Here is a 26,914-nt window from a genome sequence, read left to right as displayed (position 1 = left end):
AACAATCCCTTAGATTGACGGTGATGATCGACCTCAACGCGGACCTTGGCGAGGGCTTCGGACGGTGGCGGCTCACCGACGACGACGCCCTGCTGACCTCGGTCACCAGCGCCAACGTCGCCTGCGGCTTCCACGCCGGCGACCCCCTCACCATGCGCCGCGTCTGCGAGAGCGCCGCGGCGGGCGGAGTACGGATCGGGGCCCAGGTCTCCTACCGCGACCTGGCCGGGTTCGGCCGGCGCAGCATGGACGTACCCGCCGCGGAACTCGCCGCGGAGGTCACGTACCAGATCGGCGCCCTGGAGATCTTCGCCCGTGCCGCCGGCACCGCCGTCAGCTACGTCAAGCCGCACGGTGCGCTCTACAACCGCTGCGTGCACGACGCCGCCCAGGCCGCGGCCGTCGTCGAGGGCGTACGGGCAGCGGGCACGACCCTGCCCGTACTCGGACTGCACGGCTCGAAGCTGCACGAGGCCGCCTCGGCGGCGGGCCTCCCCGTCGTCGAGGAGGCGTTCGCCGACCGCGGCTACCGCGCCGACGGCACCCTGGTGCCCCGCAGCGAGCCCGACGCCGTGCTGAGCGACACCGCACGCATCATCGAGCGGTCGCTGGCCATCGCCCGCGGCGAGGAGATCGCGGCCGCCGACGGCCGGCCGCTGCGCCTGCGCGCCCGCTCGCTGTGCCTGCACGGCGACACACCGGACGCCGCCCGGCTGGCACGCCGCATCCGCGACGAGCTGACCGGTGCGGGAATGACCGTACGGGCCTTCACATGAGCCGCCGGGACGCCCCCGTCGTCCTCCCCGTGGGACGGCACGGACTGCTCGTCGAACTGCCCGGTGCCCAGGAGGCCGAGGCGTTCCACGCCGAGGTGCTGCGCCGGCGCGCTGCCGGGCTGCTGCCGCGGATCACCGAGATCGTGCCGGGTGCCCGCACCGTCCTGCTGGACGGGATCACCGAGCCGCGGCCGCTGGCCCGGGAGCTGCCCCACTGGGAGATCCCGCCGCTCACGCGGAGCAGCGAGTCCGCCGTGGCCATCCCCGTCCGCTACGACGGCCCCGACCTGGCGGACGTCGCCCGGATGTGGGGCGTCCCGCCCGAGGAGGTCGGCCGGGTGCACGCGGCGACCGCGTTCCGGGTGGCCTTCTGCGGCTTCGCACCGGGGTTCGGATATCTGACGGGGCTCCCGGAGGAGTACCACGTGCCGCGCCGCTCCGACCCGCGCACCAAGGTCCCCGCGGGCGCGGTGGCACTCGCCGGGCCCTACACCGGCGTCTACCCGCGCTCCTCGCCCGGCGGCTGGCAGCTGATCGGCACCGCCCTCCGCACCGTGCTGTGGGACGAGAACCGGGAGCCGGCGGCGCTCTTCGCGCCGGGCACCCAGGTCCGCTTCGTGGCCGAGGACCAGGACCAGGGCGGAGACCAGGACCGGGGCCAGGGCGGGGAAGAGGACCGGGACCAGGCGCGCCAGCGGGAGCGGGGGGAGAGCCGGTGAGCCCCGCCGCACTCCACGTCGTACGGGCCGGCGCGCTGACCACCGTCCAGGACCTGGGGCGGCCCGGCCACGCCCACCTGGGCGTGCCCCGCTCCGGCGCGCTGGACGAGCCCGCCCACCGGCTGGCCAACCGCCTGCTCGGCAACCCCGAGGCAGCCGCCACTCTGGAGACCACGCTGAACGGCTGCGCCCTGCGTGCCGAAGCCGGGTGCGGCGCGGCGCTCGAGGCGGTGGTGACCGGCGCGCCCTGCCCCGTCACCGTCGACGGTCGTCCCGCGCCCTGGGGCATCCCGTTCCGGCTGCCTGCGGGAGCGGTGCTGGAGGCGGGTCCGGCTCAGACGGGCGTACGCAGCTATCTCGGCTTCGCCGGCGGCGTCGACGCGGAGCCCGTACTCGGCAGCCGCGCCACCGACCTGCTCTCCGGGCTCGGCCCCGAACCCCTGCGGGACGGCGACCGGTTGCGGCTCGGCGGCCGCGCCGTGCGTCCTGCCGCGGAGGCGCCGGTCGATGCGGCGCCCTGGGGCGCCCCGCCCCGGCGACTGCTGCTGCCGGTGGTGTACGGGCCTCGGGCGGACTGGTTCACGCAAGGGGCACGCCGCACCCTCGTCACCGGTGAGTACCGCGTCTCCTCGGCCAGCAACCGCATCGGCCTGCGCCTGGAGGGCCCGGTGCTGGAGCGTGCGCGGGACGGTGAACTGCCCAGCGAGGGCATCGCGTCGGGCGCGCTGCAGGTGCCGCCGGAGGGACGTCCGGTGGTCTTCCTCGCCGACCACCCCGTCACGGGCGGCTATCCGGTGATCGGGGTCGTGCCGCTGGAGGCACTGGCAGCCGTGGCACAGGCCGCGCCCGGTACGCCCGTCCGCTTCACGCCCGCCGGCTGACCCGCACGCGCACCACCCGGTGCACCCTCCGCGCGCGCCCAGCGCTCAGCGCCCGCGCCCCGTACGCACGCACCTACGCCCGGCGCACGCAACGCCACACCCTGCGGGAAGCGGCGGCAGTTTCCGGTCAGACGCCGACTGCCGCGTCCGAAAAGCCTGGTTACTCGTGCGTTCTTAACGCTCGTCTCATGACAGCCGTGACTGTTCCCCCTCCGGGCCGCGTGAAATTCTCTTTTCGTGCCGCCGAGGGGGGATTGAAATGGACAAGCGTTACGAGGTCTTCTGTCTCGCCGACAGATATTTCTACGAAACTCCGGACCGTTTGTCCGAGGGCCCGTCCGAGGCTGGGACCGAGGCGTCGGCCGGGACATCCGGTGCCTTTCCCACGGCGCTGCGTCCCGTGCCCGAAGGGTGGCGTGCCGACCGCTCCGGCGACTGGCTCCAGTTGAGCCCCGTACGGGGTGAACTGCGGGCCCAGGGCTGGAAGGTCCATGCCTCGGCCACTCTGCGGAACGCCGACACGGTGGCTGCCGCTGTGTGGGACTACTGCGTTCCGCGGAACATCCCGTTCAAATTCGTGCCGGCCCGCACTCTGCTTTATCTGCGGAATGCCAAGTACGCGGGCCGCGACACCAGCGGCAAATTCGCCACCGTCTATCCGGAGAACGAGGAGCAGCTGCGCACCCTCCTCACCGAACTGGGCGGAACGCTCGCGGGCGAGCCGGGTCCGTACATCCTCACCGACCTGCGCTGGGGCGAGGGACCGCTCTACGTGCGCTACGGAGGCTTCGCCCGGCGCTTCTGCCTCTCGCCGCAGGGCACGCTGGTGCCCGCGATCGAGGACGCCGACGGCCGGCTCGTGCCCGACCGCCGGGACCCCGTCTTCCACGTCCCCGACTGGGTGACACTGCCCGGCTTCCTCCGGCCGCACCTCGAGGCACGGCAGGGGTCCTCCCTCGGCGGCCTCCCGTACCGCGTCCACAGCGCCCTGCACTTCTCCAACGGCGGCGGTGTCTACGGCGGTACGGACGTGCGCACCGGCGAGGAGGTCGTCCTCAAGGAGGCGCGGCCGCACGCCGGACTCGCCGCCGACGGCGCGGACGCGGTGGCCCGGCTGGAGCGGGAGAAGGCGGCGCTGGACCGGCTCGAGGGGCTGTCCGTCGCACCGGGTGTGCGCGACTGGTTCACGCTCGACGGGCACCGCTTCCTCGTCATGGACCATCTGCCCGGTCAGACCCTCAACTCGTTCTTCGCGCGACGGCATCCGCTGCTGACCGAGACCCCGGACCCGGCTGACGTCGCCGAGTACACCCGGTGGGCGCTGCGCATCCACCGCATGGTCGAGGAGGCCGTCGAGGCGGTCCACTCGCGCGGACTGGTCTTCAACGACCTCCACATGTTCAACATCATGGTCGCGCCCGACGAACAGTCCGTGTCCCTGCTGGACTTCGAGGCCGCCGCACCGGCCGAGGACGACCCGCGCCAGATCGTCGCCCACCCGGGCTTCATCGCGCCGGCGGACCGCGTCGGCTACGAGATCGACCACTACGCCCTCGCCTGTCTGCGGATCGCGCTGTTCGTTCCGATGACGATGCTGCTCGCCGTCGACCGTGCCAAGGCGGCGCACCTCGCGGAGGTGGCGGCGGAGCAGTTCCCCGAGCTGCCGCCCCGGTTCCTGCGGGACGCGGTGGCCACCATCGAGGGCCGCTGGGGCGGCCGGCTGCGGTCCGCCGACGCGGCGGCCCACACGCCGCCGCCGCCGTCCGCCGCCGTCCGTCCGTCCGCCCAGCCGCACGGCCGCGACGCGATGGCGAAGGCCGTTCTGGCCTCTGCCACACCCGAGCGTGAGGACCGGCTCTTCCCCGGCGACATCGCGCAGTTCGCGGACGGCGGCGGCCTCGGCCTCGCCCACGGTGCCGCGGGTGTGCTCTACGCGCTCGCCGAGATCGGTGCCCCCTCCTGCCCCGAGGGCGAGGAGTGGCTGCTGCGGCACAGCGGGGCACCGCCGCCCGGCACACCGCTCGGGCTCTACGACGGGCTGACGGGCGTCGCCCACGTCCTCGACCGGCTCGGGCACAGCGAGGAGGCGCTGAAGCTGGCCGACCGGGTGCTCGACGAGAAGTGGCAGCGCCTCGGGCCCACCCTGAACGGCGGACTGGCGGGCATCGGGCTCGCACTGGACCGTCTCGGCACCACGACGGGCGAGTCCGTACTGCACGACCACGCCGCCACGGCCGCCCGACTGCTCGCCGAGAGCCTGGAGTCCGGGGCCGCGGAGGCGGGGAAGGCCGGCGACGGAGGAAGAGGCGGTCAGGACCCGTGGCGGGGCCGCGCCGGCCTGCTGCACGGCGCCACCGGAGCGGCTCTGCTCTTCCTGCGCCTCCACGAACGCACCGGCGACGCGGGGCTGCTGGACCTGGCGGCCCTCGCACTGCGCCGCGACCTGGCGCGCTGCGTGGCCGACCGCGCGGGCACGCTGCAGGTCGACGAGGGCAACCGCATCATGCCCTACCTCGGCGGCGGCAGCGCCGGCATCGGCATGGTCCTCGACGACCTGCTCGAACACCGGCCCGGTGCCGAGGAGTTCGAGAGGGCGCGGGCCGCGGTCCTACCCGCTGCCCGCATGCGGTACTACGCGCAGCCGGGGCTCTTCCAGGGGCGGGCGGGGATGCTGCTGTACCTCAGCCGCACCACGGCTCCCGGCGCCGACACGTCCGGCATCGACGCCCAACTAGGCGCGATGGCCTGGTACGGCATGAACTACCGGGGCGGACTCGCCTTCCCCGGCAACCAGATGATGCGGCTGTCGATGGACCTGGCCACCGGCACGGCGGGCTGCCTGCTCGCCACGAGTGCCGCGGCCGCAGCACTGAGGGGCGAGCCGCCCACCGGCCTGCCCTTCCTCCCGCCGCTGCCCCGCGGCGGCCCCAAGACCGGTCCGGAAACGGGCCGTACCGATGCACCACCGTCCCCGTAAGACAACCGAAAGGAACACCGACATGGCACTTCTCGATCTGCAGTCGCTGGAGCCGCAGGAGGACCTCACCGGCGGAGGCGGCGACGACAGCAGCGCCAGCCTGCTGCTGTGCGACAAGTTCAGCTCCCACAGCGCGCTGCTGTGCCTCTGAGCGTCACCGGCACTTCGCTGAAGTGAGCTGACGGTCCGTGGCCCCGGACAGGATGTGGCGAACCCACTCCTGTCCGGGGCCACTTCACCCCGGGAGGAGAGGCGCCATGGCGAGCGACCGCACGGCGCCCGGCCCGGACGTGCGCGCGCCGGGCACGTACACGGACGCGGGCAGGTGCACGGACACGGGTACGGACACGGAAACCTCACAGACCGCCGTCACCGGTACCCGGCTCCTCGTCGCGGCGGTGCGCCACAGCGCCGCGCGAACTGCGGCGCTCTGCGGCACAGCCACACTCACCGCCGCGGTCACCCTGCTGCTTCCGGCCGCGCTCGGCCGCGCACTCGACCAGCTTCTGACGGCAGGCACCACCGGTACGGTCACCGGCACCGACGCGGGCCGCTGGATCGCGGTCTGCGCGGGGCTCAGCCTGGCGCTGGTGCTGCTGGACGTCCTCGACGCACTGCTCACCGGCACGCTCAACGCCCGCAGCACGGCGTGGCTGCGCACACGGCTGCTCGGCCACGTCCTCGCCCTGGGCCCGGGCCGCGGCGCCCGGTTCGGCGACGGCGACCTCGTCACGCGCGCGACCGGCAACGCCGCGCTCGCGGGGAGCGCACCCTCGGCCGCGGCCACCGTCTTCGCCGCGTTCGCCGTTCCTGTCGGCGGCCTGGCGGCCCTCGCCCTGATCGACCCGAGGCTCGCAGCCGTCTTCCTGGCCGGAACTCCCCTGCTGGTGCTGCTCCTGCGGGCCTTCACCCGGACCTCCGCCGACTGGAGCACCCGCTACCAGGAGGCGCAGGCGCGGCTCGCGGGACGTCTCGTGGAGGCACTGGGCGGCGCCCGTACGATCGCCGCCGCGGGCACCGTGCGGCGCGAACGCGAGCGCGTCCTGGAGCCGCTGGACGAACTCAGCCGCGCGGGCCACGGCGTGTGGCGGGTGCAGGGGCGGGCCACGGCACAGGCCGCGGTGCTGGTGCCGCTGCTCCAGGTCGCGGTCGTCGCCGTGGGCGGAAGCCTGCTGGCCGCGGGCGAGCTGAGCGTCGGCGGACTGATCGCTGCCGCCCGGTACGCGGCGCTGGCCGCGGGGGTGGGCGTGCTCGTGGGCCGGCTCAACTCCCTCGTACGCAGCCGGGTCGCCGCCCGCCGTCTCGCGGAGGTGCACCGGGTGCCCGCGCCCCGGTACGGGCGGTCCCGGCTTCCCCGCCGAGGTCCCGGACGGCTGGAGCTGCGCGGTGTGCGGGCCGTGGCGGGCGGGAGGACCGTCCTGGACGGCGTGGATCTGGTGGTGCCCGGTGGTGCCACCGTCGCTCTCGTGGGACGTTCCGGGTCGGGCAAGTCGCTTCTCGCGGCTCTCGCCGGTCGGCTCGCCGAGCCGGACGCGGGGCGCGTGCTGCTGGACGGCGTCGAACTGGCCTGTCTGGACCGGGAGTCGCTGCGCAGCGCGGTCAGTTGCGCCTTCGCCCGCCCGGCGCTCCTCGGCGCGACGATCGGCGAGGCCATCGCCTTCGGCAGCCGCGCACACGCTCACGGCGGAACGGAGAGCGCGCGGAAGGCCGGAAGGGGACCTGCGGGCGCGGGCCCGGGGGCAGCACGGGTGGCCGAGGCCGCGCGTGCGGCGTGCGCCGACGGTTTCATCCGTACGCTCCCCGCCGGGTACGACACCCCGTGCGCGCAGGCACCGCTCTCGGGCGGTGAGCGTCAACGGATCGGTCTGGCACGGGCATTCGGCCACGGCGGTCGGCTGCTCATCCTGGACGACGCGACCTCCAGCCTCGACACGGTGACCGAACTGCGCGTCACCGAGGCGCTGTTCGGCGAGGCATCCGGTGCACGTACCCGCCTCGTCGTCGCCCACCGTGCCTCGACCGCTGCCCGTGCCGATCTGACGGCCTGGCTCGACGGAGGCCGGGTCAGAGCCGTGGGAGCCCACGAGGAGCTGTGGCGACTCCCGGACTACCGGGCGGTCTTCACCGAGCCGGACGTGCCCGACGGGCAGGACGGGCCGGAGGAGCCGGAGGAGCCGGAGGAGCCCCACGCGAGCGGCCCGCGCGACGGGCCCGTTGTACGCGACCGGCCCGAAGGGCAGGAAGCAGCCGCCGGACCGGCCCGCACCGAGGGGCGTCCGGGATGACGGAACGGCACACAGGCGGCACACGTCCCCGCCCGCGTCCCGGCGGTCCCCACCGTCCCGCCCGCGGACGCGGCAGCGGCCTCGTCCGGGCCGGGCTGCGTTTCCTGCGCCGCCGCCCCCGGGCCCTGGCGGCCCTGGCGGGCTGGTCGGTGCTGGAGGCGGCGCACACCTTCGCGCTCGGTTTCGGTCTGGCCCGTGCTCTCGACGACGGGTTCCTCGCCGGCCGTACGGCCGCCGGGCTGGCCTGGCTCGCGGTCACGGCCCTCGCCGTGCCCCTGGGAGCCCTGGGCGCGGGCCGGGTCCACGGCGCCGTGGCGGCGCTGGCCGAGCCGCTGCGGGACGAGCTGGTGCGTACCGTCGTGCGCAACGCGCTGGACGGGGCCGTGGAGCGCGCCGTCGGCACCGGGGCACCGGCGGGCAGCGGCGGCGAGGGGAGTGCCGTCGTCTCACGGCTGACCCATCAGGTGGAGATCGCCCGTGACAGCTTCGCCGGAGTCGTCATGGTCTCGCGGTCGTTCCTCTTCACGGTGGCGGGCGCGCTGGCCGGGCTGCTGGCCCTGGCGCCGCTGCTGCTGCTCGTCGTCGTGCCGCCCCTCGTGCTCGGACTCGGCCTGTTCGCCGCCTCGCTGCGGCCGATGGCCCGGCGTCAGCTCACCTTCCTGACCGCGGACGAGGACGTCGCCCACGAGCTGGGCACGGCCTTCTCGGGGCTGCGCGACGTGGTGGCCTGCGGAGAGGAGGAGCGTGTGCTGCACGGGGGACGGCGCCGAATCGAAGCCGAGCGCCGTGCGGCGGAGAGCCTCGCCCGGTGGGGTGTGACCCGCGCGGTGGCACTGGGCGTCGGCGGGCGGCTGCCGGTCGTGCTGCTGCTGGCGCTGGCCCCCTGGCTGCTCTCCCGGGGGGTGACGGCGGGTGCGCTCGCCGGCGCGCTGACATATCTGACGCAGGCTCTGCTTCCGGCTCTGCAGAGCCTCGTCCACGGTCTGGGCAGCGCGTCGGCGCGTCTGGCGGTCGTCATCGGGCGCCTGCGCGCCCCCGCACCCGGGGCGGAGGCGGCCGACGCTCCTCCGTCCGGCCCGGGCGGCGCTCCCCTGCACCGCGACACCACCGCGCCGGAGCACGCGGCGAGTGTGCCGCCCCCGCGCGGGGCGACGGCCCTCCCACCCCCGGCGGTCGAGTTGAGCGGGGTGACTTTCGCCTACGGAGCCCACGCCGCGCCCGTCATCGACCGGCTCGGCCTCGTGGTGCCGCCGGGAGGGCACCTCGCTGTCGTCGGACCCAGCGGAATCGGCAAGTCCACGCTGGCGTCGCTCATCGCCGGGCTCGCGGAGCCCGACGAGGGCCGCGTGAACATCGGCGGGCGCCCCGCGAGCGGGCGCGAGGCGGCGGGCGCGCGGGTGCTGATCCCCCAGGAGGCATACGTCTTCTCCGGCACCCTCCGCGACAATCTCGCCCATCTGTGCCCCTGCCCGCCGCCGGACGCGGCTGTCGCCGCTGCCGTGAGGGCTCTCGGTGCCCAGGCGCCCGTCGCCCGGCTGGGCGGCCTGGACGGCGCGGTGGAGCCGGGGGCGCTCTCGGCGGGGGAGCGGCAACTGATCGCGCTGGTGCGGGCGTATCTCTCGCCCGCTCCGCTGGCCGTACTGGACGAGGCGACCTGCCATCTCGACCCGGCCGCCGAGTCATGTGCCGAACGGGCCTTCGCCGCCCGGGCCGTGGCCCTGGCGGCGCCGGGGGAGGGCGGTGCGTCCGGTGAGAAGGGCGCAGGGCCCCCCGGCGGAGGCGTGCCGTCCCCCGGCGCGCTCATCGTGATCGCGCACCGCGTCAGTTCGGCACTGCGGGCGGACCGTGTCCTCGTCCTGGACGGTGCGCGGGCCGACTTCGGTACGCACGGCGAGCTGCTGGAGCGCTCCGCGCTCTACCGTGATCTGGCGGCGGGCTGGAACCCGTCGTCGGCCCCGTCACAGCCAGCCCGCTCCCTGTGAGATGCGGATGGCGTCGACCCGGTTGCGGGCACCCGTCTTACGGGTGATCGCGGACATGTAGTTGCGTACCGTGCCGCCGGACAGGCTGAGGCGATCGGCGATCTCGGCTATCGACGCGCCTTCGGCGGCCACGGACAGCACAGCTAACTCCCTTGGCGTCAGCGGCATCTGAGAGGCGCGGAGAAAGGCGAGGGCGAGCGAGTCGTCGACGAACCGTTTCCCCCGGGCGACCTCCCTGATGCCCGCCAGCAGCCGATCGGGCGTGGCCTGGTGGTCCAGGAAGCCCACGGCGCCGGCGTCGAGCGCACTGCGCAGGACGCCGGGACGGTCGGCGTCGACAAGTACGAGCAGCCCGCCCTGTGTTCCGTCCCTGCGCAGGACGCGGGCCATGTCCTGCAGCGCGGGGTCTCCGGCGGACTCCATGTCCACCAGGCACACGTCCGCGGGCGCGGTACGCATCGTCTTCAGCGCGCTGCTCCAGTCGGCGGTCCTGACCGCCATGTCGGACGCACGGCTCACGAGTGCCTCCAGCCCCGATCTGAGGAGGTACGCGTCATGCACCAGCAGTACCCGTAACAAGTCCCACCCCCCTGGCGAATACTTCGCTGCTTATGCGAAGGACTGGTAAACACATACCGGTTGGGACGGTCTCGTGAGCAGCCGATCAGGTCACGAGACCGGCTCATTGGAAGCGCACGCCGGGCGTGCGGCAGCACGGTATGCGCCCTGTGTGTTTCGATCGTTACTCTTTGTCTTCGGTCCACGGCCCGGGAAGGATTGGATCCGGCTGCGGGGCGGGGGCGGTGACGGGGCGGTGAAGGCGCCGGTCAATGGGGAGGATTGGGCCGCTTTCGCCGGAGGTGCCCTTTTCCCCGGCGCCCCACCGCCCTGTCGTGCGCGGGTGTTCGCAGGTCGGCCGGGGGTGGCGCGAATCACCCGCTCCGGCCCGTCGGAGAAAGTGACTGGCCGGTAAATTCTTGCCCCGAGGGTCGGAGCGGCCCGGCCGGTCCGGTCTTGTGAAACTTGGTCCGGATCAGCGCCGACGGCTACGCTCCGGCGAAGTGAAGTGAGAAGGGGGCCGTGAGTGACCTCAGAGGCCGTACGGGACACCCGGGCCGGAGCCTCTGCCGGGGTCGTCCCCGCCGGGGCGTTCACGGCGGACAGTCCGCCCGCCGGACCCCTGCCACTCGCCCCCGGGGCGCCGGACCGCACGGCCACGCGTGGCGGCGCAGGCGGTGAGAGACCGCTGCGCATAGCTCTGTTGAGCTACAAGGGCAATCCGTTCTGCGGCGGCCAGGGCGTCTACGTGCGGCATCTCTCCCGTGAACTGGCCCGGCTCGGCCACACCGTCGAGGTGATCGGGGCGCAGCCCTATCCCGTGCTCGACGAGGGCGTCACGCTGACCGAGCTGCCCAGCCTCGACCTCTACCGCCAGCCCGACCCCTTCCGCACTCCCGCGCCCGGCGAGTACCGCGACTGGGTGGACCTGCTGGAGGTCGGCACGATGTGGACCGGCGGCTTCCCCGAGCCGTTCACCTTCTCCCTGCGGGCGCGGCGGCATCTGGCCGCGCGTCGCGGCGAGTTCGACATCGTGCACGACAACCAGACGCTCGGCTACGGGCTGCTCGGCGACCTCGGGGCGCCGCTGGTGACGACCGTCCACCACCCCGTCACCGTCGACCGTCAGCTGGAGCTGGAAGCCGCCGGCAGCCTCAGGGCACGGCTCTCGGTCCGCCGCTGGTACGGCTTCACGCGGATGCAGCGGCGCGTCGCACGCAGACTGCCGTCCGTGCTCACCGTCTCGGGCTCCTCCGCGCAGGAGATCACCGACCAGCTCGGCGTACGCCGGGAGCGCGTGCACGTCGTGCACATCGGCGCCGACACCGCGCTGTTCTCACCGGACGCCTCCGTGCCCGAGGTGCCCGGGCGCATCGTGACGACGTCGAGCGCGGACGTACCCCTGAAGGGACTCGTCCATCTGATCGAGGCGCTGGCCAAGGTACGTACGGAAGCCGCCGACGCCCACCTCGTCGTGGTCGGGAAGCAGCCCGCCGGCGGTCCGGTGGCCGCGGCCGTGGAGCGCTACGGACTGCGGGACGCCGTGGAGTTCGTCAAGGGCGTCAGCGACGCCGAACTGGCGGACCTCGTGCGCGGGGCACAGGTCGCCTGCGTGCCCTCGCTCTACGAGGGCTTCTCCCTGCCCGCCGCGGAAGCCATGGCGACCGGCACGCCGCTCGTCGCCACAACAGGCGGCGCCATCCCGGAGGTCGCCGGACGCGACGGAGAGACGTGCCTGGCCGTGCCGCCCGGCGACGCGGGCGCCCTCGCCGCGGCACTGGGCCGTCTGCTGGGCGACGCCGCGCTCCGCGCACGCCTGGGCGCCGCAGGACGCGACCGCGTCCTGCGGCGGTTCACCTGGGAACAGGCGGCGCGCGGAACCGTCGCGCACTACCGCGCAGCCATCGCCGCACGCGCGCGCACGGCCCGCGACACCGAACGGGAACCGGCCGTGCCCGCGCGGAGCTGAAGCGGCCTCCTTCCGCGTCCCGCCGCCGTCACGCCCCTCCCCTCTTCCGCTCCCGCTGTCCGCCTGCTCCCGCTCCGCCGTCCGAAAGCAGAGGCCACCTGTGCTGACCGTCGACTTCTCCCGATTCCCGCTCGCGCCGGGCGACCGCGTACTCGACCTGGGCTGCGGCGCCGGCCGGCACGCCTTCGAGTGCTACCGGCGCGGGGCACGCGTGGTCGCACTTGACCGCGACGCCGAGGAGATCCGCGAAGTCGCGGGCTGGTTCGCGGCGATGGCCGAGGCGGGCGAGGCACCCACGGGCGCGAGTGCCACGGCGGTGGAAGGCGACGCCCTCGCGCTGCCGTTCCCGGACGACAGCTTCGACGTCGTGATCATCTCCGAGGTCATGGAACACATCCCCGACGACAAGGGAGTTCTCGCGGAGATGGTCCGGGTGCTGCGGCCCGGGGGCCGGATCGCCGTGACCGTGCCGCGCTACGGCCCGGAGAAGGTCTGCTGGGCGCTGAGCGACGCCTACCACGAGGTCGAGGGCGGCCACATCCGTATCTACCGTGCCGGCGAACTGCTGCACAGGATGCGCGAGGCCGGCCTGCGCCCGTACGGCACGCACCACGCGCACGGACTGCACTCCCCGTACTGGTGGCTCAAGTGCGCGTTCGGAGTCGAACGTGACGGAGACGACGCCGCGTTGCCCGTCCGCGCCTACCACCGGCTGCTGGTGTGGGACATCATGAAGAAGCCGCTGGCCACGAGACTCGCGGAGCGGGCACTCGACCCGCTCATCGGCAAGAGCTTCGTCGCGTACGCGACGAAACCCCACCTGCCCGCCGGCGAACCGGACACGGCCGCGGCCGGTGCTGCCGTGCAGGAGCAGGCGTGACGAGCCCCGAGCGTACGGAACGGCTCGTCCTCGACGGCGTGCTGACCGCCGCGCAGGCCGGCCAGACCGTCACCGGAATCCTCGCCGTGCAGCGCGGCGACGGTGCCATTCCCTGGTTCCGGGGCGGCCATCTCGACCCCTGGGACCACGTCGAGTCCGCCATGGCCCTCGACACGGCCGGTGAGCACGGCAGAGCCGAGGCCGCCTACCGCTGGCTCGCGGAGCACCAGCTCCCCGACGGCTCCTGGTACTCCGCCTACGCCGACGGCGACGCCCGGCGGCCCACCGACCGGGCCCGGGAGAGCAACTTCTGCGCCTACATCGCGGTCGGCGTCTGGCACCACTACCTCGCCACCGGTGACGACGCCTTCCTCGAACGGCTGTGGCCCGTGGTCGCCGCCGCCGTGGAGTTCGTCCTGCGGCTGCAGCAGCCCGGCGGCCAGATCGGCTGGAAGCGGGAGGCCGACGGCACACCCGTCACGGACGCCCTGCTCACCGGCTCCGCCTCGGTCCACCAAGCCCTGCGGTGCGCCCTCGCCCTCGCCGAGCACCGTGAAGAGCCGCAGCCGGACTGGGAGTTGGCCCTCGGACAGCTCGGGCACGCCCTGCGCGGACACCCCGAGCGCTTCCTGGACAAGAGCCGCTACTCGATGGACTGGTACTACCCCGTCCTGGGAGGCGCCCTGCGCGGGGAGGCGGCCAGGTCACGCATCGACGAGGGCTGGGACCGCTTCGTGGTGCCGGGCCTCGGCGTGCGGTGCGTACTGCCCAACCCGTGGGTCACCGGCGGCGAGAGCGCGGAGCTGGCCCTGGCACTGTGGGCGATGGGCGAGTCCGACAGGGCGCTGCAGATCCTCCAGTGGGTGCAGCACCTCCGCGCGGAGGACGGCCTCTACTGGACCGGCTACGTCTACGAGGACGAGGCGATCTGGCCGGAGGAACTGACCGCATGGACGGCCGGGTCGCTGCTCCTCGCGGTCGCCGCACTCGGCGGGGACGAGGCGACGACGGAGGTCTTCGGCGGCTGGCGGCTCCCCGACGGCCTCCCCACGGGCTGCTGCTGAGACACGGGCACGACGCGGACGGCCCCTCTCCCCCGGAACTGCCGGGGGGAGAGGGGCCGTCCGTCTTCGCCCTGTGCGGATCAGCCGCGCTGGATGCCCGAGGTGTCCTGGAGCACGCCGCGGCGGCCGTCCTGCGTCTGCGCGACGAGTGCCTGACCGCGCTGCTCGACAGCCAGATACCACGTGCCGGGGGCCAGTTCGGCCACCGGCTGCTGCGAGCCGTCCTCACCGAAGAGGGGACGCGTGACGGGCACGGCGAACCAGAACGGCTGGAAGTTCGGGTCCGGGGCGCCCCCGCCTGCCGCCGGACCACCGGGCTGCTGAGCCTGCTGCTGACCGGGCTGTCCGGGCTGGCCGGGCTGACCGGGTTGTCCGGGGCCCGGCTGTCCGGGCTGTCCCATCTGGGGTCCGCCCGGGTAGCCGTAGCCGCCCTGCGGCTGGCCGCCGTACGGACCGGGCTGTCCGGGCTGGCCCATCTGCGGTCCGCCCGGGTAGCCGTAACCGCCCTGCGGCTGGCCGCCGTACGGGGAGGAGGGCTTGGGTGCCGGCAGCAGCGGGGCCTTGAGGGCCGCGACCGCCGTGGACGCGATCGCCGCGGCGGCGATCACCAGGGTGAGCAGCAGCGAGACCAGGCCGCCGTAGCCGATGCTGGTGTTGCGGTCGAGCTCGTCGAAGATGTCGCCGACCTGACCGGCGGCCTCGGCGCCCTCCGGCACGTACCACAGGGAGGAGAAGACCGACCAGACCGCGGACCAGGCCGCGAAGACCGTCAGTGCGACACCCCACTGGTCGAGGCCGAGACCGGCGAGCTTGCGGCCCGCCGGCTTCATGCGCGCCACGGCGATGAGCCCCGCGGCGACGAACGCGGCCAGATGAACGCTCGGAAGCACCGGGAAGACAGCCGGGTTCCACGCGTTGACGCTGCAGTCGTCGCCGTTGCAGTCGTCGAAACTGAAGAACGGCAGGAAGGAGAAGACCAGCAGCAGCACCGCTGCGCCGATCACCACGCCGTCGCCTCGGGTGAGGGAGCGGATGTTCACGTAATGTCCTCTGTTGATGTCGTCAGTCGGTGTCGTCGTCGCCGCTTCGGGGAACGTGGCGCGGGGTGGCCCCTATCGTACGGATGGCCGTACGTTCCCTTGCCGCGGGTCGTCCTGCCGGCAGCCTCCGCCCGCCCTCAGCGCTTCCCCTCCAGGAACCCGGCGATTCCCTCCGCGACCCCGCGCGCGGCGCGGTCGCGCCACTTGCGGTCGGTCAGCAGGTCCGCGTCGCGCTCGTCGCGCATGTTCCCGCACTCCAGGAAGACCTTCGGGACGCGGCTGAGGTTGAGCCCGCCCAGATCGCCACGCGTGTCGAGGCCCGTGCCGCCGTTGATGTACTCGGCCGGCTGTTCGCCGGTGGAGTCCCGGAAGGCGGTGGCCAGTTCACGCCCGAGGCTGCGCGAGGGGCCGGAAATGGCGCGGGTGTCGGCGGCGCCCTCGTGCAGGGACGCGGGAAGGATCACGTGGAAACCGCGCGCACCCCGCGGGGCGCCGTCGGCGTGGAGGGAGACCGCGGCGTCGGCCCCGGCCCGGTTGCCCGCCTCGGCGCGCTGGTCGACGCACGGGCCCCACTTCCGTTTCCCGTCGTGCGTCATCCTCACCGTCGCGCCCCGCTTCTCGAGGTCGGCCCGTACGCGGCGGGCCAGGTCGAGGTTGAACTCCGCCTCGGTGTAACCGGATTCCGTGGCTGTACCGGTCGTGTCGCACTCCTTGCGGCCGGTGCCGATGTTCACGCTGCGGTTGATCTCGGCGGCGTGGTCACGGTTGTTCGGGTTGTGACCGGGGTCGAGGACGACGGTCCTGCCCGCCAGCGGCCCTTCGCCCGGACGTCCCTCCTGCTCGTCCCGCTGCGAGCCGGACGGGTCCTCCCCGGGGGCGGCATCAGTGCCGGACGAGGGGGACTTCGGCCCGGCGGGCGGCGGCACCAGTGTCGGTGCGGGCCTTCCCGCCTCGGCCTTCCCGCCCGAGGACTGCCACACCAGCCATGCCGCGAAGCACAGCGGGAACAGCACAGCGAGAGCGACCAGCGCACGCCTCCCCGCGCGGCCGGACCCCTTCGTGCCGGGAGCCCACCGGGTGTCGGGCGTTCTGCTGGGCGGCGGGCTTCCGTTGGACACGACAGGGATGCTACTGGCCCGTCCGTCCCGCCGTGCCCGTGCGTCGCAGAACGCGCAGCGACCCGGTCGCCGAAATCTCCCCGAACGCACCGGAATCGAGCGCCCGCCGGTAGATCCTGTAAGGAGCCTGGCCACCGTCGGCAGGGTCCTCGAAGACGTCGTGCACCACCAGCAGGCCGTTCCGCGCGAGGTGCGGCACCCATCCCTCGTAGTCTGCGGCGGCGTGCTCGTCGGTGTGCCCGCCGTCGACGAACACCAGTCCCAACGCGCCGCCCCACAACGCCGCCACGCGTGGTGAGCGGCCGACGACGGCGACGACGTGCTCCTCGAGACCGGCCGCGTGCAGGGTGTGCCGGAAGTCGGGAAGCGTGTCCATCAGCCCGGTGCGCGGGTCGACCACGTCCGGGTCGTGGTACTCCCAGCCCGGCTGCTGCTCCTCGCTTCCCCGGTGGTGGTCGACGGTGACGGCCGTGACCCCGCCCCGGCGTGCGGCGTCGGCGAGCAGCAGCGTGGAACGCCCGCAGTAGGTGCCCACTTCGAGCAGAGGCAGCCCCAGCCGGGCCGCCTGGACGGCGGCGGCGTACAGCGCGAGTCCCTCGTCCGCCGGCATGAAGCCCTTCGCGGCCTCGAACGCGGCGAATGTACGGGCGTCCGGCACCGCCGCGCCGTGCGGTGCGGGCAGCCCGGCCGCCTCGCTGGACTGGTTCATCTGCTCCTCCGGCGGCGCGACGTCGCCGACCATGCTGCCCCACTGTGAGGGTGCGCCCGCCAGGGGGTCCGCCGGGCCGCGCGGCCCGGCAGGATGCCGTACGGAGCGAGGCACCGGCGCGCAGGCGGGCCCACGGGGACACCCGCACCGAGTTGCCCGAGCATGCCTCCACGGGGGGACGGGCGCGGCGGCGGTCCGGGCGGCTGTCCGGGCGGCTGTCCGGACGTCGGGCACGCCGGGCGGGTGCGGAACGGCGGCGCGCGGAGGTGACGGAATCCTGACGCGTCCGTCCGCGCTCTGGCGCCGCGGGAGCGGACGGTGCTCGAATCGTCCACGTGGACACACCAGAGGAACCGGCCCCGGCCGACGGCGAGGGCTCCCCGGTCGGCCGCCGCCTGATGCTCGGCATGCTCGGGCTGGGCGCGGCGGGACTGGTGACAGCGCCGTATCTGCAGCGCGGTACGGAGAGCGTGCTGGGCGCGGTCTCCGGCAAGGACCCCACCGGCGTCACCGGACTCCTGCCGAACGGGGGCGGCTTCCGCTACTACTCGGTTGCCTCCTCCGTGCCCCGGCGCGGCGCCCGGGACTACGGGCTGACGGTCGGCGGCCTGGTCGACCGTCCGGCCCGCTACCGGCTCGGCGAACTGCGCGAGCTGCCGCAGCAGCGGATGGTGCGTGACGTGCAGTGCGTGACCGGATGGCGGGTGCCCGCCACGCCCTTCGAGGGCGTACGCCTCTCCCTTCTCCTCGAAGCCGCCGGCGTGAAGCCCGAGGCGAAGGCCGTCCGTTTCACCTGCTTCGACGGCGTCTACAGCGAGAGCCTGACCCTGGAGCAGGCGATGCGGGACGACGTGCTGGTCGCCCTGCGCATGAGGGACGAGCCGCTGAGTCACGCGCACGGCGGGCCGGTACGCCTGTACGTCGCGCCGATGTACTTCTACAAGTCGGCGAAGTGGCTCTCCGGCATCACCCTCACCCGTGAGGTGCAGCCCGGTTACTGGGAGAAGAGGGGCTACGCGGTCGACGCCTGGGTCGGACGGTCGAACGGACGTGATGATGCTCCGACAGCCGCCTGAACCTCCCGGGGCCGCCCCCGGTTCCGGTTCCGTCCCCGGGGGCCGTGTCCCCGGGGCCCGCCATGAGCCGACGGGGGACGGCGGCGCGGACGGACGTGCGGACGGACGGCGCGTGCTGCGCTTCACCCGGGCCGTCCGCTGGTGCCATCACGGCACCGCCGCGCTCATCACGCTGTGCGTGGGCACCGCCCTGTGCCTGTACCTGCCGGGACTGGCCGAACTGGTCGGACGGCGCCGTCTGCTGGTGCTCCTGCACGAGTGGTCCGGGCTGCTGCTGCCCGTGCCGCTCCTGCTCGGGCTGGCCTCGCGCGCCCTGCGTGCCGATCTGCGCCTGCTCAACCGCTTCGGTCCGCACGACCGGCGCTGGCTTCGCGCGGCCGTGCGTGCCCGCCGTGCGCACCCGCGCCCGGGGGAGGCGGCGTTCGCGGCGGCGGGGAAGTTCAACGCGGGCCAGAAAGTCTTCGCCGCGTGGATCGCGGGCGCCGTGCTGGTCATGACCGGCACGGGAGTGCTGATGTGGTTCACCGGTCTGGCGCCGCTCGCCTGGCGCACGAGCGCCACCTTCGTGCACGACTGGCTGGCGCTCGCCGTCGGCGCCGTACTCGCCGGGCACATCGCGATGGCCGTGGCGCATCCCGAGGCCCGCAAGGCGATGCGTACAGGTACGGCCGACCGTGCGTGGGCCCGCGCCGAGCACCCTCTGTGGGAAGCCACGGACGGGCAGCGGGAGAGCGACTGACGAGCCGGCGGACCGCAGATCCGTACGCAACGGCAACGGCAACGGCAACCGCAACGGCAACGGCAACGGCAACCGCACGGCACGGCACGGCACGGGCGCGGCGACCGCACCCGCCGTCCGCGTCGTTCCCGAACCGGGCAACGGGCCAACGGCCTCCGTACCGGCCGGATCACCGGCCCCGGCCGCTCGTACGGCGAACCGTTCCGTCCGTACGGCGAACCGCGGCCGCGCCCTGTGCGTGCCGCCCCTCAGGTGCCCGCAGGGCGAATCCCGGTGGGCGTCACCGGCAGACAGGTGCAAACATGCCCGTCATGTCCTCCGCCGCCCCCGCACCCGCCGGAACAGCGAACGGTGACCACTCCGTGCCCGCCCGCCCCTGGATCGTCGTACTGGCGGCGTGCGCCGGGCAGTTCCTCGTCGTCCTCGACATCTCCGTCGTCAACGTCGCCCTGCCGTCCATGCGGACCGCCCTGGGCCTGGACGCGGCCGGACTCCAGTGGGTCGTCAACGCCTACACGGTCACCTTCGCCGGCTTCATGCTGCTGGGCGGACGGGCCGCCGACATCTTCGGCCGGAAGAGAATGTTCCTGCTGGGGCTCGCGCTGTTCACGGCGGCCAGCCTGCTGGGCGGCCTGGCGCAGCAGCCCTGGCAACTGCTCGCCGCCCGTGTTCTGCAGGGGACGGGCGCCGCGGTGCTCGCACCGGCGACGTTAACCATCCTGTCCACCTCCTTTCCGCAGGGCAGCGCCCGCACCCGTGCCGTGGCCACCTGGAGCGCCGTCGGCGCGGGAGGCGGAGCGGCGGGCGGTCTCGTCGGAGGTGTGCTCACCGACGCGCTGTCGTGGCGCTGGGTGCTGCTGATCAACGTGCCGGTCGGCGCGGTGGTGCTGCTCGCGGCGGCGCTGTGGGTGCGGGAGGTCCGGGCCCCCTCCGCGCCGCGCCGCCTCGACCTGCCGGGAGCGCTGCTGGTCACTGCGGGGCTGGGAACGCTGGCCTGGGGCGTCGTGCAGACCGAGTCCGCGGGCTGGACGGCTGCCGTCTCGCTGGTGCCGCTCGCGGCCGGACTGTTCCTGCTGGCGGTGTTCGTGGCGGTCGAGGCGCGCACGGCGGCCGCCCTGGTGCCGCTGAGACTCTTCAGGAGCAGAGCCGTCTCGGCGGCGAACGCCGCGATCTTCGTGCTGGGCGGGGCGATGTTCTGCATGTGGTACTTCGTCTCGCTCTACATGCAGAACGTGCTGCACTACACCCCGCTGCAGGCGGGCCTCGGCTTCGTGCCGCAGTCCCTGAGCATCGTCGTCGGCTCCAAGGCGGCCCCGTACCTGATGGCACGGACCTCCGCCCGCGCGGTCACCCTGGCCGGTGTGGTGACCGCCGCGCTGGGCTGTCTGTGGCAGAGCGGCATGCACGCGGACGGCGGCTTCCTCCAGACCGTCACCGGCCCCGGCATCCTGATGGCCCTCGGAGCCGGAATGGCGGGGACGCCACTCGCCTCCGTGGCTGTGGCGAAGGCGCCCCACGGTGAGGCGGGGCTGGTCTCCGGCCTGGTCAACACCTCGCGGACGATGGGGGGTTCGCTCGGCCTGGCCGTGCTCTCGACGGTGGCGACGGCCCGTATCGGCGGCGGAGGCAGCCCGGAGATGCTGGCGTCCGGATACGGGCTGGCCTTCCGTACAGCCGCCGGGGTCCTCGTGCTGTGTGCGGCGATCGTGCTGTTCGCGCTGCCGCGCTCGGAACGCGAGGACGGCCCGGGGGAGAACCCGGTCGAGTCCCCGGACGGGAACCCGGGGGAGACCCGGGAGGAGAAGCCCGGCGGGCGACGCGCGTCCGCTCAGACGAAGCCGTAGACGACCGTGCCGAGCGCGCGGAGCCGTCCGTCGGAGGCGCTGAGAACGCTCACCTCGCACCGGCGCATCCGCCGGTCACCGCCCTCGCGGAGGCGTCCGTGGAGTGGCCGTCGTGGAAGCCGGCGACGGGCGCAGGCCGGTGCCGATGTCGAGGAACTGGCGGATGCCGGCCTCCGCCGCGAGGAGGCGTAAGCTGCCGAAAAGGAAGTACCGGGAGGCGCGGGCGAGTTCGTCGATCCCGGGGAACGGAACGCGTCGCGGTACCGGTGACCGGCCTCGCGGCCCTCGGCGGGTGCAGGTGTTCACGACCGATGCGAAGGAGCCGGGACCAGATGCCCATCGACGCCGAGCGGGCTGTGTCCGCGGAGCCCCGCAGCATCCGGATCACCTGGGGCCACAAGGACGTTCAGCTCTACCACCTCGGCATCGGTGCGGGCGTTCCCACGACCGACCCGGACGAGCTTCGCTACACCCTGGAGAGCCGGCTGCACGTGCTGCCCAGCTTCGCCACCGTCGCGGGCGGCGGACCGGGAGTACTCGGCGCGCTCTCCGCGCCCGGCATCGACGTCGATCTGGCTGCCGTGCTGCACGGCAGCCAGAGCCTCGAGACGCACCGGCCCGTTCCTGCCGGGGGGAGCGCCACCCTGACCTCCTCGGTCGTGGCCGTGCACGACAAGGGCAAGGCCGCCGTCATCGTGCTGCGCGCCCGGGCGGCCGACGAGGACGGCCCGTTGTGGACCTCCGAAGCAGAACTGTTCGTGCGGGGCGAGGGCGGCTTCGGCGGTGACCGCGGCCCCTCCTCCCGCTCGAAGGTCCCGGAACGCAGCCCCGACCGCGAGGTGCGCCGCGGCGTCCGCGAGGACCAGGCGCTGCTCTACCGCCTCTCGGGGGACTGGAACCCCCTGCACGCGGACCCGGGCTTCGCCCGGCTTGCCGGGTTCGACCGGCCGATCCTGCACGGCCTGTGCTCGTACGGGATGGTGCTCAAGGCCGTCGTGGACACGGTGCTCGGCGGGGATGTGACCCGGGTGCGCGGATACGGCACACGCTTCGCCGGGGTCGTCTTCCCGGGCGAGACGCTGCGCGTACGCATGTGGACCGGGGACGAGGGCGGCGCCCCCCGCGTCCGGCTGGCCGTCACAGCGGTCGAGCGGGACGACGCACCCGTACTGAGCGATGCGGTGGTCCGGCACTCCTGACGGGACACCCCGCTCCCGCGGGCGGGCCCGGACCGTGCCCGGCAGCGCGGCGCACACGACCCGGCGCCGCGCCCGCCTATGCCGGGCGGGGGTGAACCACCTGTTCGTGCAGTCCTGTCGGCAGCGGTGCGTCCTGGAGAGGCACCGGTTTGCGAGGTGCGCCGGTGCCCGGCCCGTCCGCACCGGCGCCCGGCACCACGGATGCCGTGCCGCCGGGGCCCGCCGTGTCCGCTGCCCCGTCGGCGGCCTGTGCGCGGGCCTGTTCTCCCGTCCGGCCGGCCGCGGGCGGACGCTGCGGCCGCTGGAGGGGCCGGCGCTGCACGGGCCTGCTGCCGGGCAGGCCGGACAACGCCGCCTCCAGTGAGGGGGGAGCGCCGACGGGCCGCGCCACCACCGCGAACCCCGCCCCATGAGAGGGGCTGCCGGACGGGGCGGCCGGGGCGGCCGGCGCGCCGGGGGAGGCGGAACTTTCGGCCGACGCCGGTTCGGCGACGCTGTCGGTGCCCAACGGCTCACGCCCGTGGGCGGGTTCGCCTTCTCCGTGTGCGACCTGGACGGCCGGTGCGCCGGGACCGTTCGTCCTGGCCATGGCGGCCATCGCGGCCACCGCGGACAGTGCCGCCGGGGTGACGGGCGTGGCTCCGGCCCCCGGTCCTGTGGCGCCCTCGGCGAAGGCTTCGGTGCCGATGCCGGCGTCCGTACCGGCGTCCGCTGTCACGCCCGTACCGGCACCGGAACCGGCGTCCGCGCCCGTGCCTGTCCCTGAGTCCGAGTCCGAGTCCGCGTCGCTCCCCGCGGCCGTGGCGCGTGCCTCGCCGCCCGGCCCCCTCCCGCGCATCCGCAGCCGGGCCAGCCCGCACGGTGCGTGCGCCGTCGCGCACGGCAGGCGCAGCTCGCCCTCCCGCGTCCACACACCCCTGCCCGGCAGCCACCCGGCGGGAGCCCGGAAGCGCCTCAACTCCTTCTGCATGGGCCGCCACACGCCCAGCCAGGCGCCGCCCGCGCGCGCCCCCGTCGTCTGTCCGTGCATCGCGACGGCGCAGCTCTCCGGCAGGAGCATCTGCCCGGGCTGTACGGCGAAGGGCGTGAGCAGCGCATCCTTCGGATGCAGGGACTCCGGGAAGCGGACGGGGCGGTGGCTGCCGAGGACTCCCCAGCCCAGCCTGGACTCCCCGGGGGCGTCCGACCGTACGATCAGCAGGCCGCTGTCGGCGTCGGCCAGCAGCAGTCGGTCGTCGCTGTCCTCGGTGATCTGGAGGAGCGGGCTTACCTCTCCCCGCCGTGCCAGGTCGACCACGACCGTCTTCGTGCGGCCGGTGCCTCCGGTGTCGGTGCGGTCCACCGCGAGCAGTCTGCCCTCGTGGTCGAGCCAGGCGCCGCCCGAGCAGCGCCCCGGCACCTCCGCCACGTGCTGCGGGTATCCGTCGCCGCTGCCGGAGACCAGCCATACGCCGGTGGAGCGTTCGCCGTGCGCCAGTGCGTAGGCGCGCCGCCCGCACGGCGCGGGCGGCAGCAGCGTGAGCCGTTCCGACTCGACGGCGCCCAGGCTGAGTTCGCCCGTCCCGGGGCCGGTCGGATACAGCAGGGCGAACTGGTGGCGTTCCGCGTCGCGGCGGGCGATCAGGACCCTTCCGTCGGCCAGGGGCAGGACCTGGCTGTCCGCCTGCTCGGGCCGTGAGCCGGGCAGGGGCACCGCGTACGGCTCCGGTCCGTCGAGGGTCCAGCGCTCCGGGTACCAGCCGTCTCCCGACGAGTTGAGCCGGGCCGCGTAGGAGCCGTCGGCCGCGATGGTGAACGTGGAGTGCCGTGCCGTACGGCTGTCGTTCGCGATGGCCTCGGTGACACAGGCGGTCATTGGTCTGTCACCTCCAGTGAGGAAAGTAGGTGCCGACAGGGCGTCCGAACAATGCGAGTTCGGACGCTTCACGCGGAAGGGTGGCGGATGTGCGATTTGCCTGCGCGAGACCATGGGGCCGTGCATGTGGCGGCGCGGGGAGGGGAGTACGGCGGCCGGAGGGCCGGGCCGGGCTGGGAGGTAGCCTTTCACCCGTGCCCGAACTCTCCGAAGTCATCGCCGCGCTCGACGCCCTCTGGCCGCCGGGACGTGCCGAGCAGTGGGACGCCGTCGGCACCGTCTGCGGGGACGTCGGCAGCCCGGACGCCCGGGTGAGCCGGGTCCTCTTCGCCGTCGATCCCGTGCAGGAGATCGCCGACGAGGCCGTCGAGCTGGGCGTCCAACTGCTCGTCACCCACCACCCGCTGTATCTGCGCGGCACCACGACGGTCGCGGCCGACACCTTCAAGGGCCGCGTCGTGCACACGCTGATCCGCCACGGCATCGCCCTGCACGTCGCGCACACCAACGCCGACACCGCCGACCCGGGTGTCTCCGACGCGCTCGCCGGCGCCCTCGACCTGCGGGTGACCGGCCCCCTGGTGCCGGACGCGACCGACGGCGACGGCAGGCGGGGCCTGGGCCGCGTCTGTGAACTGCCCCGTGAGATGCGGCTGTCGGAGCTGGCGGAGTGGGCGGCGAAGCGGCTGCCCGTCACGGCGCAGGGCGTGCGTGCCGCCGGCGATCCCGACCGCACGGTCCGCACGCTCGCCGTCTGCGGCGGTTCGGGGGACGGCCTCTTCGCTCAGGTACGGGCCGCGGGTGTGGACGCCTATCTGACATCGGACCTGCGGCACCATCCCGCCTCCGAGGCCCGTGAGCACTCTCCGCTCGCGCTGCTGGACGCCGCGCACTTCGCCACCGAGTGGCCCTGGTGCGAGCAGGCCGCCGCTCAACTGGACGAGATCTCCGACCGGAACGGATGGGGCCTGCGCACGCACGTCTCGCGTACGGTCACCGATCCCTGGACCGCGCACGCCGCGTCGTCCGTCCCGCACCCCGAAACCGACCGCAGCGACTCCGACGAACTCACCCCGGGAGCCCCCAACTGAACGCCGCGCCCGCCGACCAGATCCGACTGCTCGACGTCCAGGCCCTGGACACGCGACTGACGCAGCTCGCGCACAAGCGCAAGAACCTGCCGGAGCACGAGGAGATCCAGACCCTGGAGGCCGACCTCGCCCAGCTCCGCGACCTGCTCGTCGCCTCCCGTACGGAGGAGAGCGACACGGCCCGCGAGCAGACCAAGGCCGAGTCGGACGTCGACCAGGTGCGCCAGCGTGCCGCCCGCGACCAGAAGCGGCTGGACTCCGGAGCGGTCACCAACCCCAAGGACCTGGAGAGCCTGCAGAGCGAGATCGCCTCGCTGGCGAAGCGGCAGGGGGACCTGGAGGACATCGTCCTGGAGGTCATGGAGCGCCACGAGGCCGCGCAGGAGCGGGCGGCCGAGCTGGCGCAGCGCGTCGAGTCCGTGCAGGCCAGGGCGGCGGAGGCCAAGTCCCGGCGCGACGCCGCGCTGGAGGGCATCGAGGGCGAGGCGGGGACCGTACGCGAGGAGCGCGGGACGGTGGCGGGGTCGGTGTCCGAGGACCTGCTGAAGCTGTACGAGAAGATCCGTGAGCAGCAGGGCGGCGTGGGAGCGGCAAAGCTCTACCAGCGCCGGTGCGAGGGCTGCCGGCTGGAGTTGAACATCACCGAGCTCAACGACGTGCGGTCGGCCGCCGAGGACGCGGTCGTGCGGTGCGAGAACTGCCGCCGCATCCTCGTCCGTACGCCCGAGTCCGGCCTGTGACGGCGGCAGGGGGCGGCGCGGGGCGCGGTTTCGTCGTCGAGGCGGACGGCGGGTCGCGCGGCAATCCGGGGCCGGCCGGGTACGGCGCGGTCGTACGGGACGCGGCGAGCGGTGAAGTGCTGCGCGAGGTCGCCGAGTTCATCGGAGTCGCGACCAACAACGTCGCGGAGTACCGCGGTCTGATCGCCGGGCTGCGAGCCGCGCACGAGCTGGACCCGGAGGCGTCCGTGCGGGTGCGGATGGACTCCAAGCTCGTCGTCGAGCAGATGTCCGGCCGCTGGAAGATCAAGCACCCGGACATGCGGCCGCTCGCGGTGGAGGCCGGTTCCGTCTTCCCGCCGGGCGCCGCCATCAGCTACGAGTGGATTCCCCGTGCCCGCAACAAGCACGCGGACCGGCTCGCCAACGAAGCGATGGACGCGGGCAGACGGGGCGAACAGTGGTCGCCCGAGGTCTCGACGGCCGAGTTGGACACCGCGGACGAGGCCGCCCGTACGGGCGACGCCGGCCGGGCAGGCCGGGTGACCGGTGAGGGGGCGCAGAGCATACGGCCGGGCGGCACCGCGGCCTCGGAGGAGGACGCGCGGCACAGCGGCTGGGGCCCGGATCTCGGCCCGCCCACGACCTTCGTGCTGCTGCGGCACGGCGAGACGCCGCTCACTCCCGAGAAGCGCTTCTCCGGCAGCGGCGGCAGTGACCCCGGACTCTCGGCCGCCGGACGGAGCCAGGCGCGGGCCGTCGCGGAGGCGATGGCTGCACGCGGCGGAATCCAGGCCATCGTCACCTCCCCGCTGCTCCGTTGCCGCGAGACGGCCGCCGCCGTCGCGGAACGCACCGGCCTCGACGTCCGCGTCGACGAAGGCCTGCGCGAGACCGACTTCGGGGCGTGGGAGGGCCTGACCTTCGCCGAGGCGCGCGAGCGCTTCCCCGAGGATCTGGACGCGTGGCTGCAGTCGACGGACGTCCGGCCGACGGGCGGCGGTGAGAGTTTCGCGACGGTGGCACGCCGCCTCGCGCTCTCCCGCGACAAGCTGCTGGCCCGGTACCCCGGCAAGCGGCTGCTCGTGGTCACGCACGTCACCCCGGTCAAGACACTCGTACGGCTGGCGCTGGGCGCACCTCCCATGTCGCTGTTCCGGATGGAGCTCTCCGCCGCATCCGTCTCGACGGTCGACTACTACGCGGACGGCAGCGCCTCGCTGCGTCTGCTCAACGACACGGGACATCTGCTGGGTTGAGCTGACCCGGGCGGACACCGGGCCCACCCGGCCCCGGCCCGCCGGTCCGGTCTCACGGCCCGGCCCGGTCTCCGCCTCCTCCACGTCGCCGGGTGCGGCGGTGCGGTGCCTTGCGCCGCGCCGCCGCACCCGGCTTCTGTGTGCCCGCACCCCCACGCGGCCTGTTCGCAAACG

General features: G+C 74.0%; 23 protein-coding genes. 17 read left to right on the top strand and 6 right to left on the bottom strand.

From position 1 onward, the window contains the following. Positions 1 to 23: 23 nt before the first annotated feature. From H343_RS0127910 to H343_RS0127880, 7 genes are all read left to right on the top strand, one after another. Complete coding sequence (locus tag H343_RS0127910) at positions 24 to 776, top strand: 5-oxoprolinase subunit PxpA (RefSeq protein ID WP_037905515.1); 753 nt, start codon at positions 24 to 26, stop codon at positions 774 to 776. Beyond that, complete coding sequence (locus H343_RS33325) at positions 773 to 1,495, top strand: 5-oxoprolinase subunit B family protein (protein WP_078506167.1); 723 nt, start codon at positions 773 to 775, stop codon at positions 1,493 to 1,495. The genes H343_RS0127910 and H343_RS33325 overlap by 4 nt, the downstream gene beginning before the upstream one ends. Further along, the gene (locus H343_RS0127900; RefSeq protein WP_028433803.1) at positions 1,492 to 2,376 is read left to right on the top strand and encodes a 5-oxoprolinase subunit C family protein; all 885 of its coding nucleotides are present in this window, start codon (positions 1,492 to 1,494) and stop codon (positions 2,374 to 2,376) included. The genes H343_RS33325 and H343_RS0127900 overlap by 4 nt, the downstream gene beginning before the upstream one ends. Positions 2,377 to 2,635: 259 nt before the next feature. Then, positions 2,636 to 5,353, top strand: a complete 2,718-nt coding sequence (lanKC, locus tag H343_RS0127895) for a class III lanthionine synthetase LanKC (protein WP_028433802.1) — start codon at positions 2,636 to 2,638, stop codon at positions 5,351 to 5,353. Between the two features lie 22 nt (positions 5,354 to 5,375). After that, positions 5,376 to 5,504, top strand: a complete 129-nt coding sequence (locus H343_RS35150; RefSeq protein ID WP_106958971.1) for a SapB/AmfS family lanthipeptide — start codon at positions 5,376 to 5,378, stop codon at positions 5,502 to 5,504. A gap of 106 nt (positions 5,505 to 5,610) precedes the next feature. Beyond that, positions 5,611 to 7,638, top strand: coding sequence for an ABC transporter ATP-binding protein (locus tag H343_RS33320; protein ID WP_078506166.1), 2,028 nt, complete (start codon positions 5,611 to 5,613; stop codon positions 7,636 to 7,638). After that, the gene (locus H343_RS0127880; RefSeq protein WP_051266306.1) at positions 7,635 to 9,620 is read left to right on the top strand and encodes an ABC transporter ATP-binding protein; all 1,986 of its coding nucleotides are present in this window, start codon (positions 7,635 to 7,637) and stop codon (positions 9,618 to 9,620) included. The genes H343_RS33320 and H343_RS0127880 overlap by 4 nt, the downstream gene beginning before the upstream one ends. Here H343_RS0127880 and H343_RS0127875 read toward each other — a convergent pair. Continuing rightward, on the bottom strand, positions 9,597 to 10,139 hold the full coding sequence (locus tag H343_RS0127875; RefSeq protein ID WP_486587088.1) for a response regulator transcription factor: 543 nt from the start codon (positions 10,137 to 10,139) through the stop codon (positions 9,597 to 9,599). The genes H343_RS0127880 and H343_RS0127875 overlap by 24 nt on opposite strands. 661 nt (positions 10,140 to 10,800) lie before the next feature. On the opposite strand from H343_RS0127875, the gene H343_RS33315 reads away from it, so the two are divergent. From H343_RS33315 to H343_RS0127860, 3 genes are all read left to right on the top strand, one after another. Continuing rightward, positions 10,801 to 12,147 carry a glycosyltransferase family 4 protein gene (locus H343_RS33315; RefSeq protein WP_051266299.1) on the top strand — a complete coding sequence of 449 codons (1,347 nt, stop codon included), beginning with the start codon at positions 10,801 to 10,803 and terminating at the stop codon, positions 12,145 to 12,147. Between the two features lie 100 nt (positions 12,148 to 12,247). Then, complete coding sequence (locus H343_RS0127865) at positions 12,248 to 13,027, top strand: methyltransferase domain-containing protein (protein ID WP_028433799.1); 780 nt, start codon at positions 12,248 to 12,250, stop codon at positions 13,025 to 13,027. Next, the gene (locus H343_RS0127860; RefSeq protein WP_028433798.1) at positions 13,024 to 14,091 is read left to right on the top strand and encodes a prenyltransferase; all 1,068 of its coding nucleotides are present in this window, start codon (positions 13,024 to 13,026) and stop codon (positions 14,089 to 14,091) included. Before H343_RS0127865 ends, H343_RS0127860 begins: the two co-directional genes overlap by 4 nt. An 80-nt stretch (positions 14,092 to 14,171) precedes the next feature. Here the strand turns inward: H343_RS0127860 and H343_RS0127855 are convergent, their stop codons facing one another. The 3 genes from H343_RS0127855 to H343_RS0127845 form a co-directional block, all read right to left on the bottom strand. Further along, positions 14,172 to 15,131 carry a DUF5336 domain-containing protein gene (locus H343_RS0127855; RefSeq protein WP_028433797.1) on the bottom strand — a complete coding sequence of 320 codons (960 nt, stop codon included), beginning with the start codon at positions 15,129 to 15,131 and terminating at the stop codon, positions 14,172 to 14,174. Positions 15,132 to 15,268: 137 nt separating this feature from the next. Beyond that, the gene (locus H343_RS0127850) at positions 15,269 to 16,249 is read right to left on the bottom strand and encodes an N-acetylmuramoyl-L-alanine amidase (protein WP_486587087.1); all 981 of its coding nucleotides are present in this window, start codon (positions 16,247 to 16,249) and stop codon (positions 15,269 to 15,271) included. A 10-nt stretch (positions 16,250 to 16,259) separates the two neighbouring features. Then, complete coding sequence (locus H343_RS0127845) at positions 16,260 to 16,859, bottom strand: class I SAM-dependent methyltransferase (protein WP_486587094.1); 600 nt, start codon at positions 16,857 to 16,859, stop codon at positions 16,260 to 16,262. Positions 16,860 to 17,356: 497 nt separating this feature from the next. Between H343_RS0127845 and H343_RS0127840 the strand changes: the two genes are divergently transcribed. The 3 genes from H343_RS0127840 to H343_RS33310 all read left to right on the top strand — a co-directional run bounded on the left by H343_RS0127840 (position 17,357) and on the right by H343_RS33310 (position 20,617). Continuing rightward, positions 17,357 to 18,034: a molybdopterin-dependent oxidoreductase gene (locus tag H343_RS0127840; protein ID WP_078506175.1), complete on the top strand. Its 678-nt coding sequence runs from the start codon at positions 17,357 to 17,359 to the stop codon at positions 18,032 to 18,034. Between the two features lie 112 nt (positions 18,035 to 18,146). Then, positions 18,147 to 18,773, top strand: a complete 627-nt coding sequence (locus tag H343_RS0127835; protein ID WP_028433793.1) for a cytochrome b/b6 domain-containing protein — start codon at positions 18,147 to 18,149, stop codon at positions 18,771 to 18,773. A gap of 311 nt (positions 18,774 to 19,084) precedes the next feature. Further along, complete coding sequence (locus H343_RS33310) at positions 19,085 to 20,617, top strand: MFS transporter (protein WP_486587093.1); 1,533 nt, start codon at positions 19,085 to 19,087, stop codon at positions 20,615 to 20,617. 75 nt (positions 20,618 to 20,692) lie between these two features. On the opposite strand, the gene H343_RS34635 is transcribed toward H343_RS33310, so the two are convergent. Then, entirely contained in the window at positions 20,693 to 20,923 is a 231-nt protein-coding gene (locus H343_RS34635) for an SAM-dependent methyltransferase (protein WP_199779008.1), read from the bottom strand. Between the two features lie 26 nt (positions 20,924 to 20,949). On the opposite strand from H343_RS34635, the gene H343_RS0127820 reads away from it, so the two are divergent. After that, positions 20,950 to 21,816, top strand: a complete 867-nt coding sequence (locus tag H343_RS0127820) for a MaoC/PaaZ C-terminal domain-containing protein (protein ID WP_028433792.1) — start codon at positions 20,950 to 20,952, stop codon at positions 21,814 to 21,816. Positions 21,817 to 21,892: 76 nt separating this feature from the next. On the opposite strand, the gene H343_RS35715 is transcribed toward H343_RS0127820, so the two are convergent. Then, complete coding sequence (locus H343_RS35715; protein WP_051266263.1) at positions 21,893 to 23,671, bottom strand: hypothetical protein; 1,779 nt, start codon at positions 23,669 to 23,671, stop codon at positions 21,893 to 21,895. A 194-nt stretch (positions 23,672 to 23,865) separates the two neighbouring features. Between H343_RS35715 and H343_RS0127810 the strand changes: the two genes are divergently transcribed. Genes H343_RS0127810 through H343_RS0127800 form a run of 3 tightly spaced genes read left to right on the top strand, consistent with a single transcriptional unit; the run spans position 23,866 to position 26,740 of the window. Then, positions 23,866 to 24,762, top strand: a complete 897-nt coding sequence (locus tag H343_RS0127810) for a Nif3-like dinuclear metal center hexameric protein (protein ID WP_028433791.1) — start codon at positions 23,866 to 23,868, stop codon at positions 24,760 to 24,762. Continuing rightward, a complete protein-coding gene (locus tag H343_RS35710; protein WP_199779011.1) occupies positions 24,759 to 25,502 on the top strand; it encodes a CT398-like coiled coil hairpin domain-containing protein in 744 nt (247 codons plus the stop codon). Before H343_RS0127810 ends, H343_RS35710 begins: the two co-directional genes overlap by 4 nt. Continuing rightward, positions 25,499 to 26,740 (top strand): bifunctional RNase H/acid phosphatase, encoded by a 1,242-nt coding sequence (locus H343_RS0127800; RefSeq protein ID WP_028433789.1) that lies wholly within the window; start codon positions 25,499 to 25,501, stop codon positions 26,738 to 26,740. The genes H343_RS35710 and H343_RS0127800 overlap by 4 nt, the downstream gene beginning before the upstream one ends. The last annotated feature ends 174 nt before the right edge of the window (positions 26,741 to 26,914 follow it).

Source organism: Streptomyces sp. TAA204 (assembly GCF_000424965.1).
The sequence above is the reverse complement of the archived record's forward strand: the minus strand, read 5'-3'. Positions and strand labels throughout refer to the sequence as shown.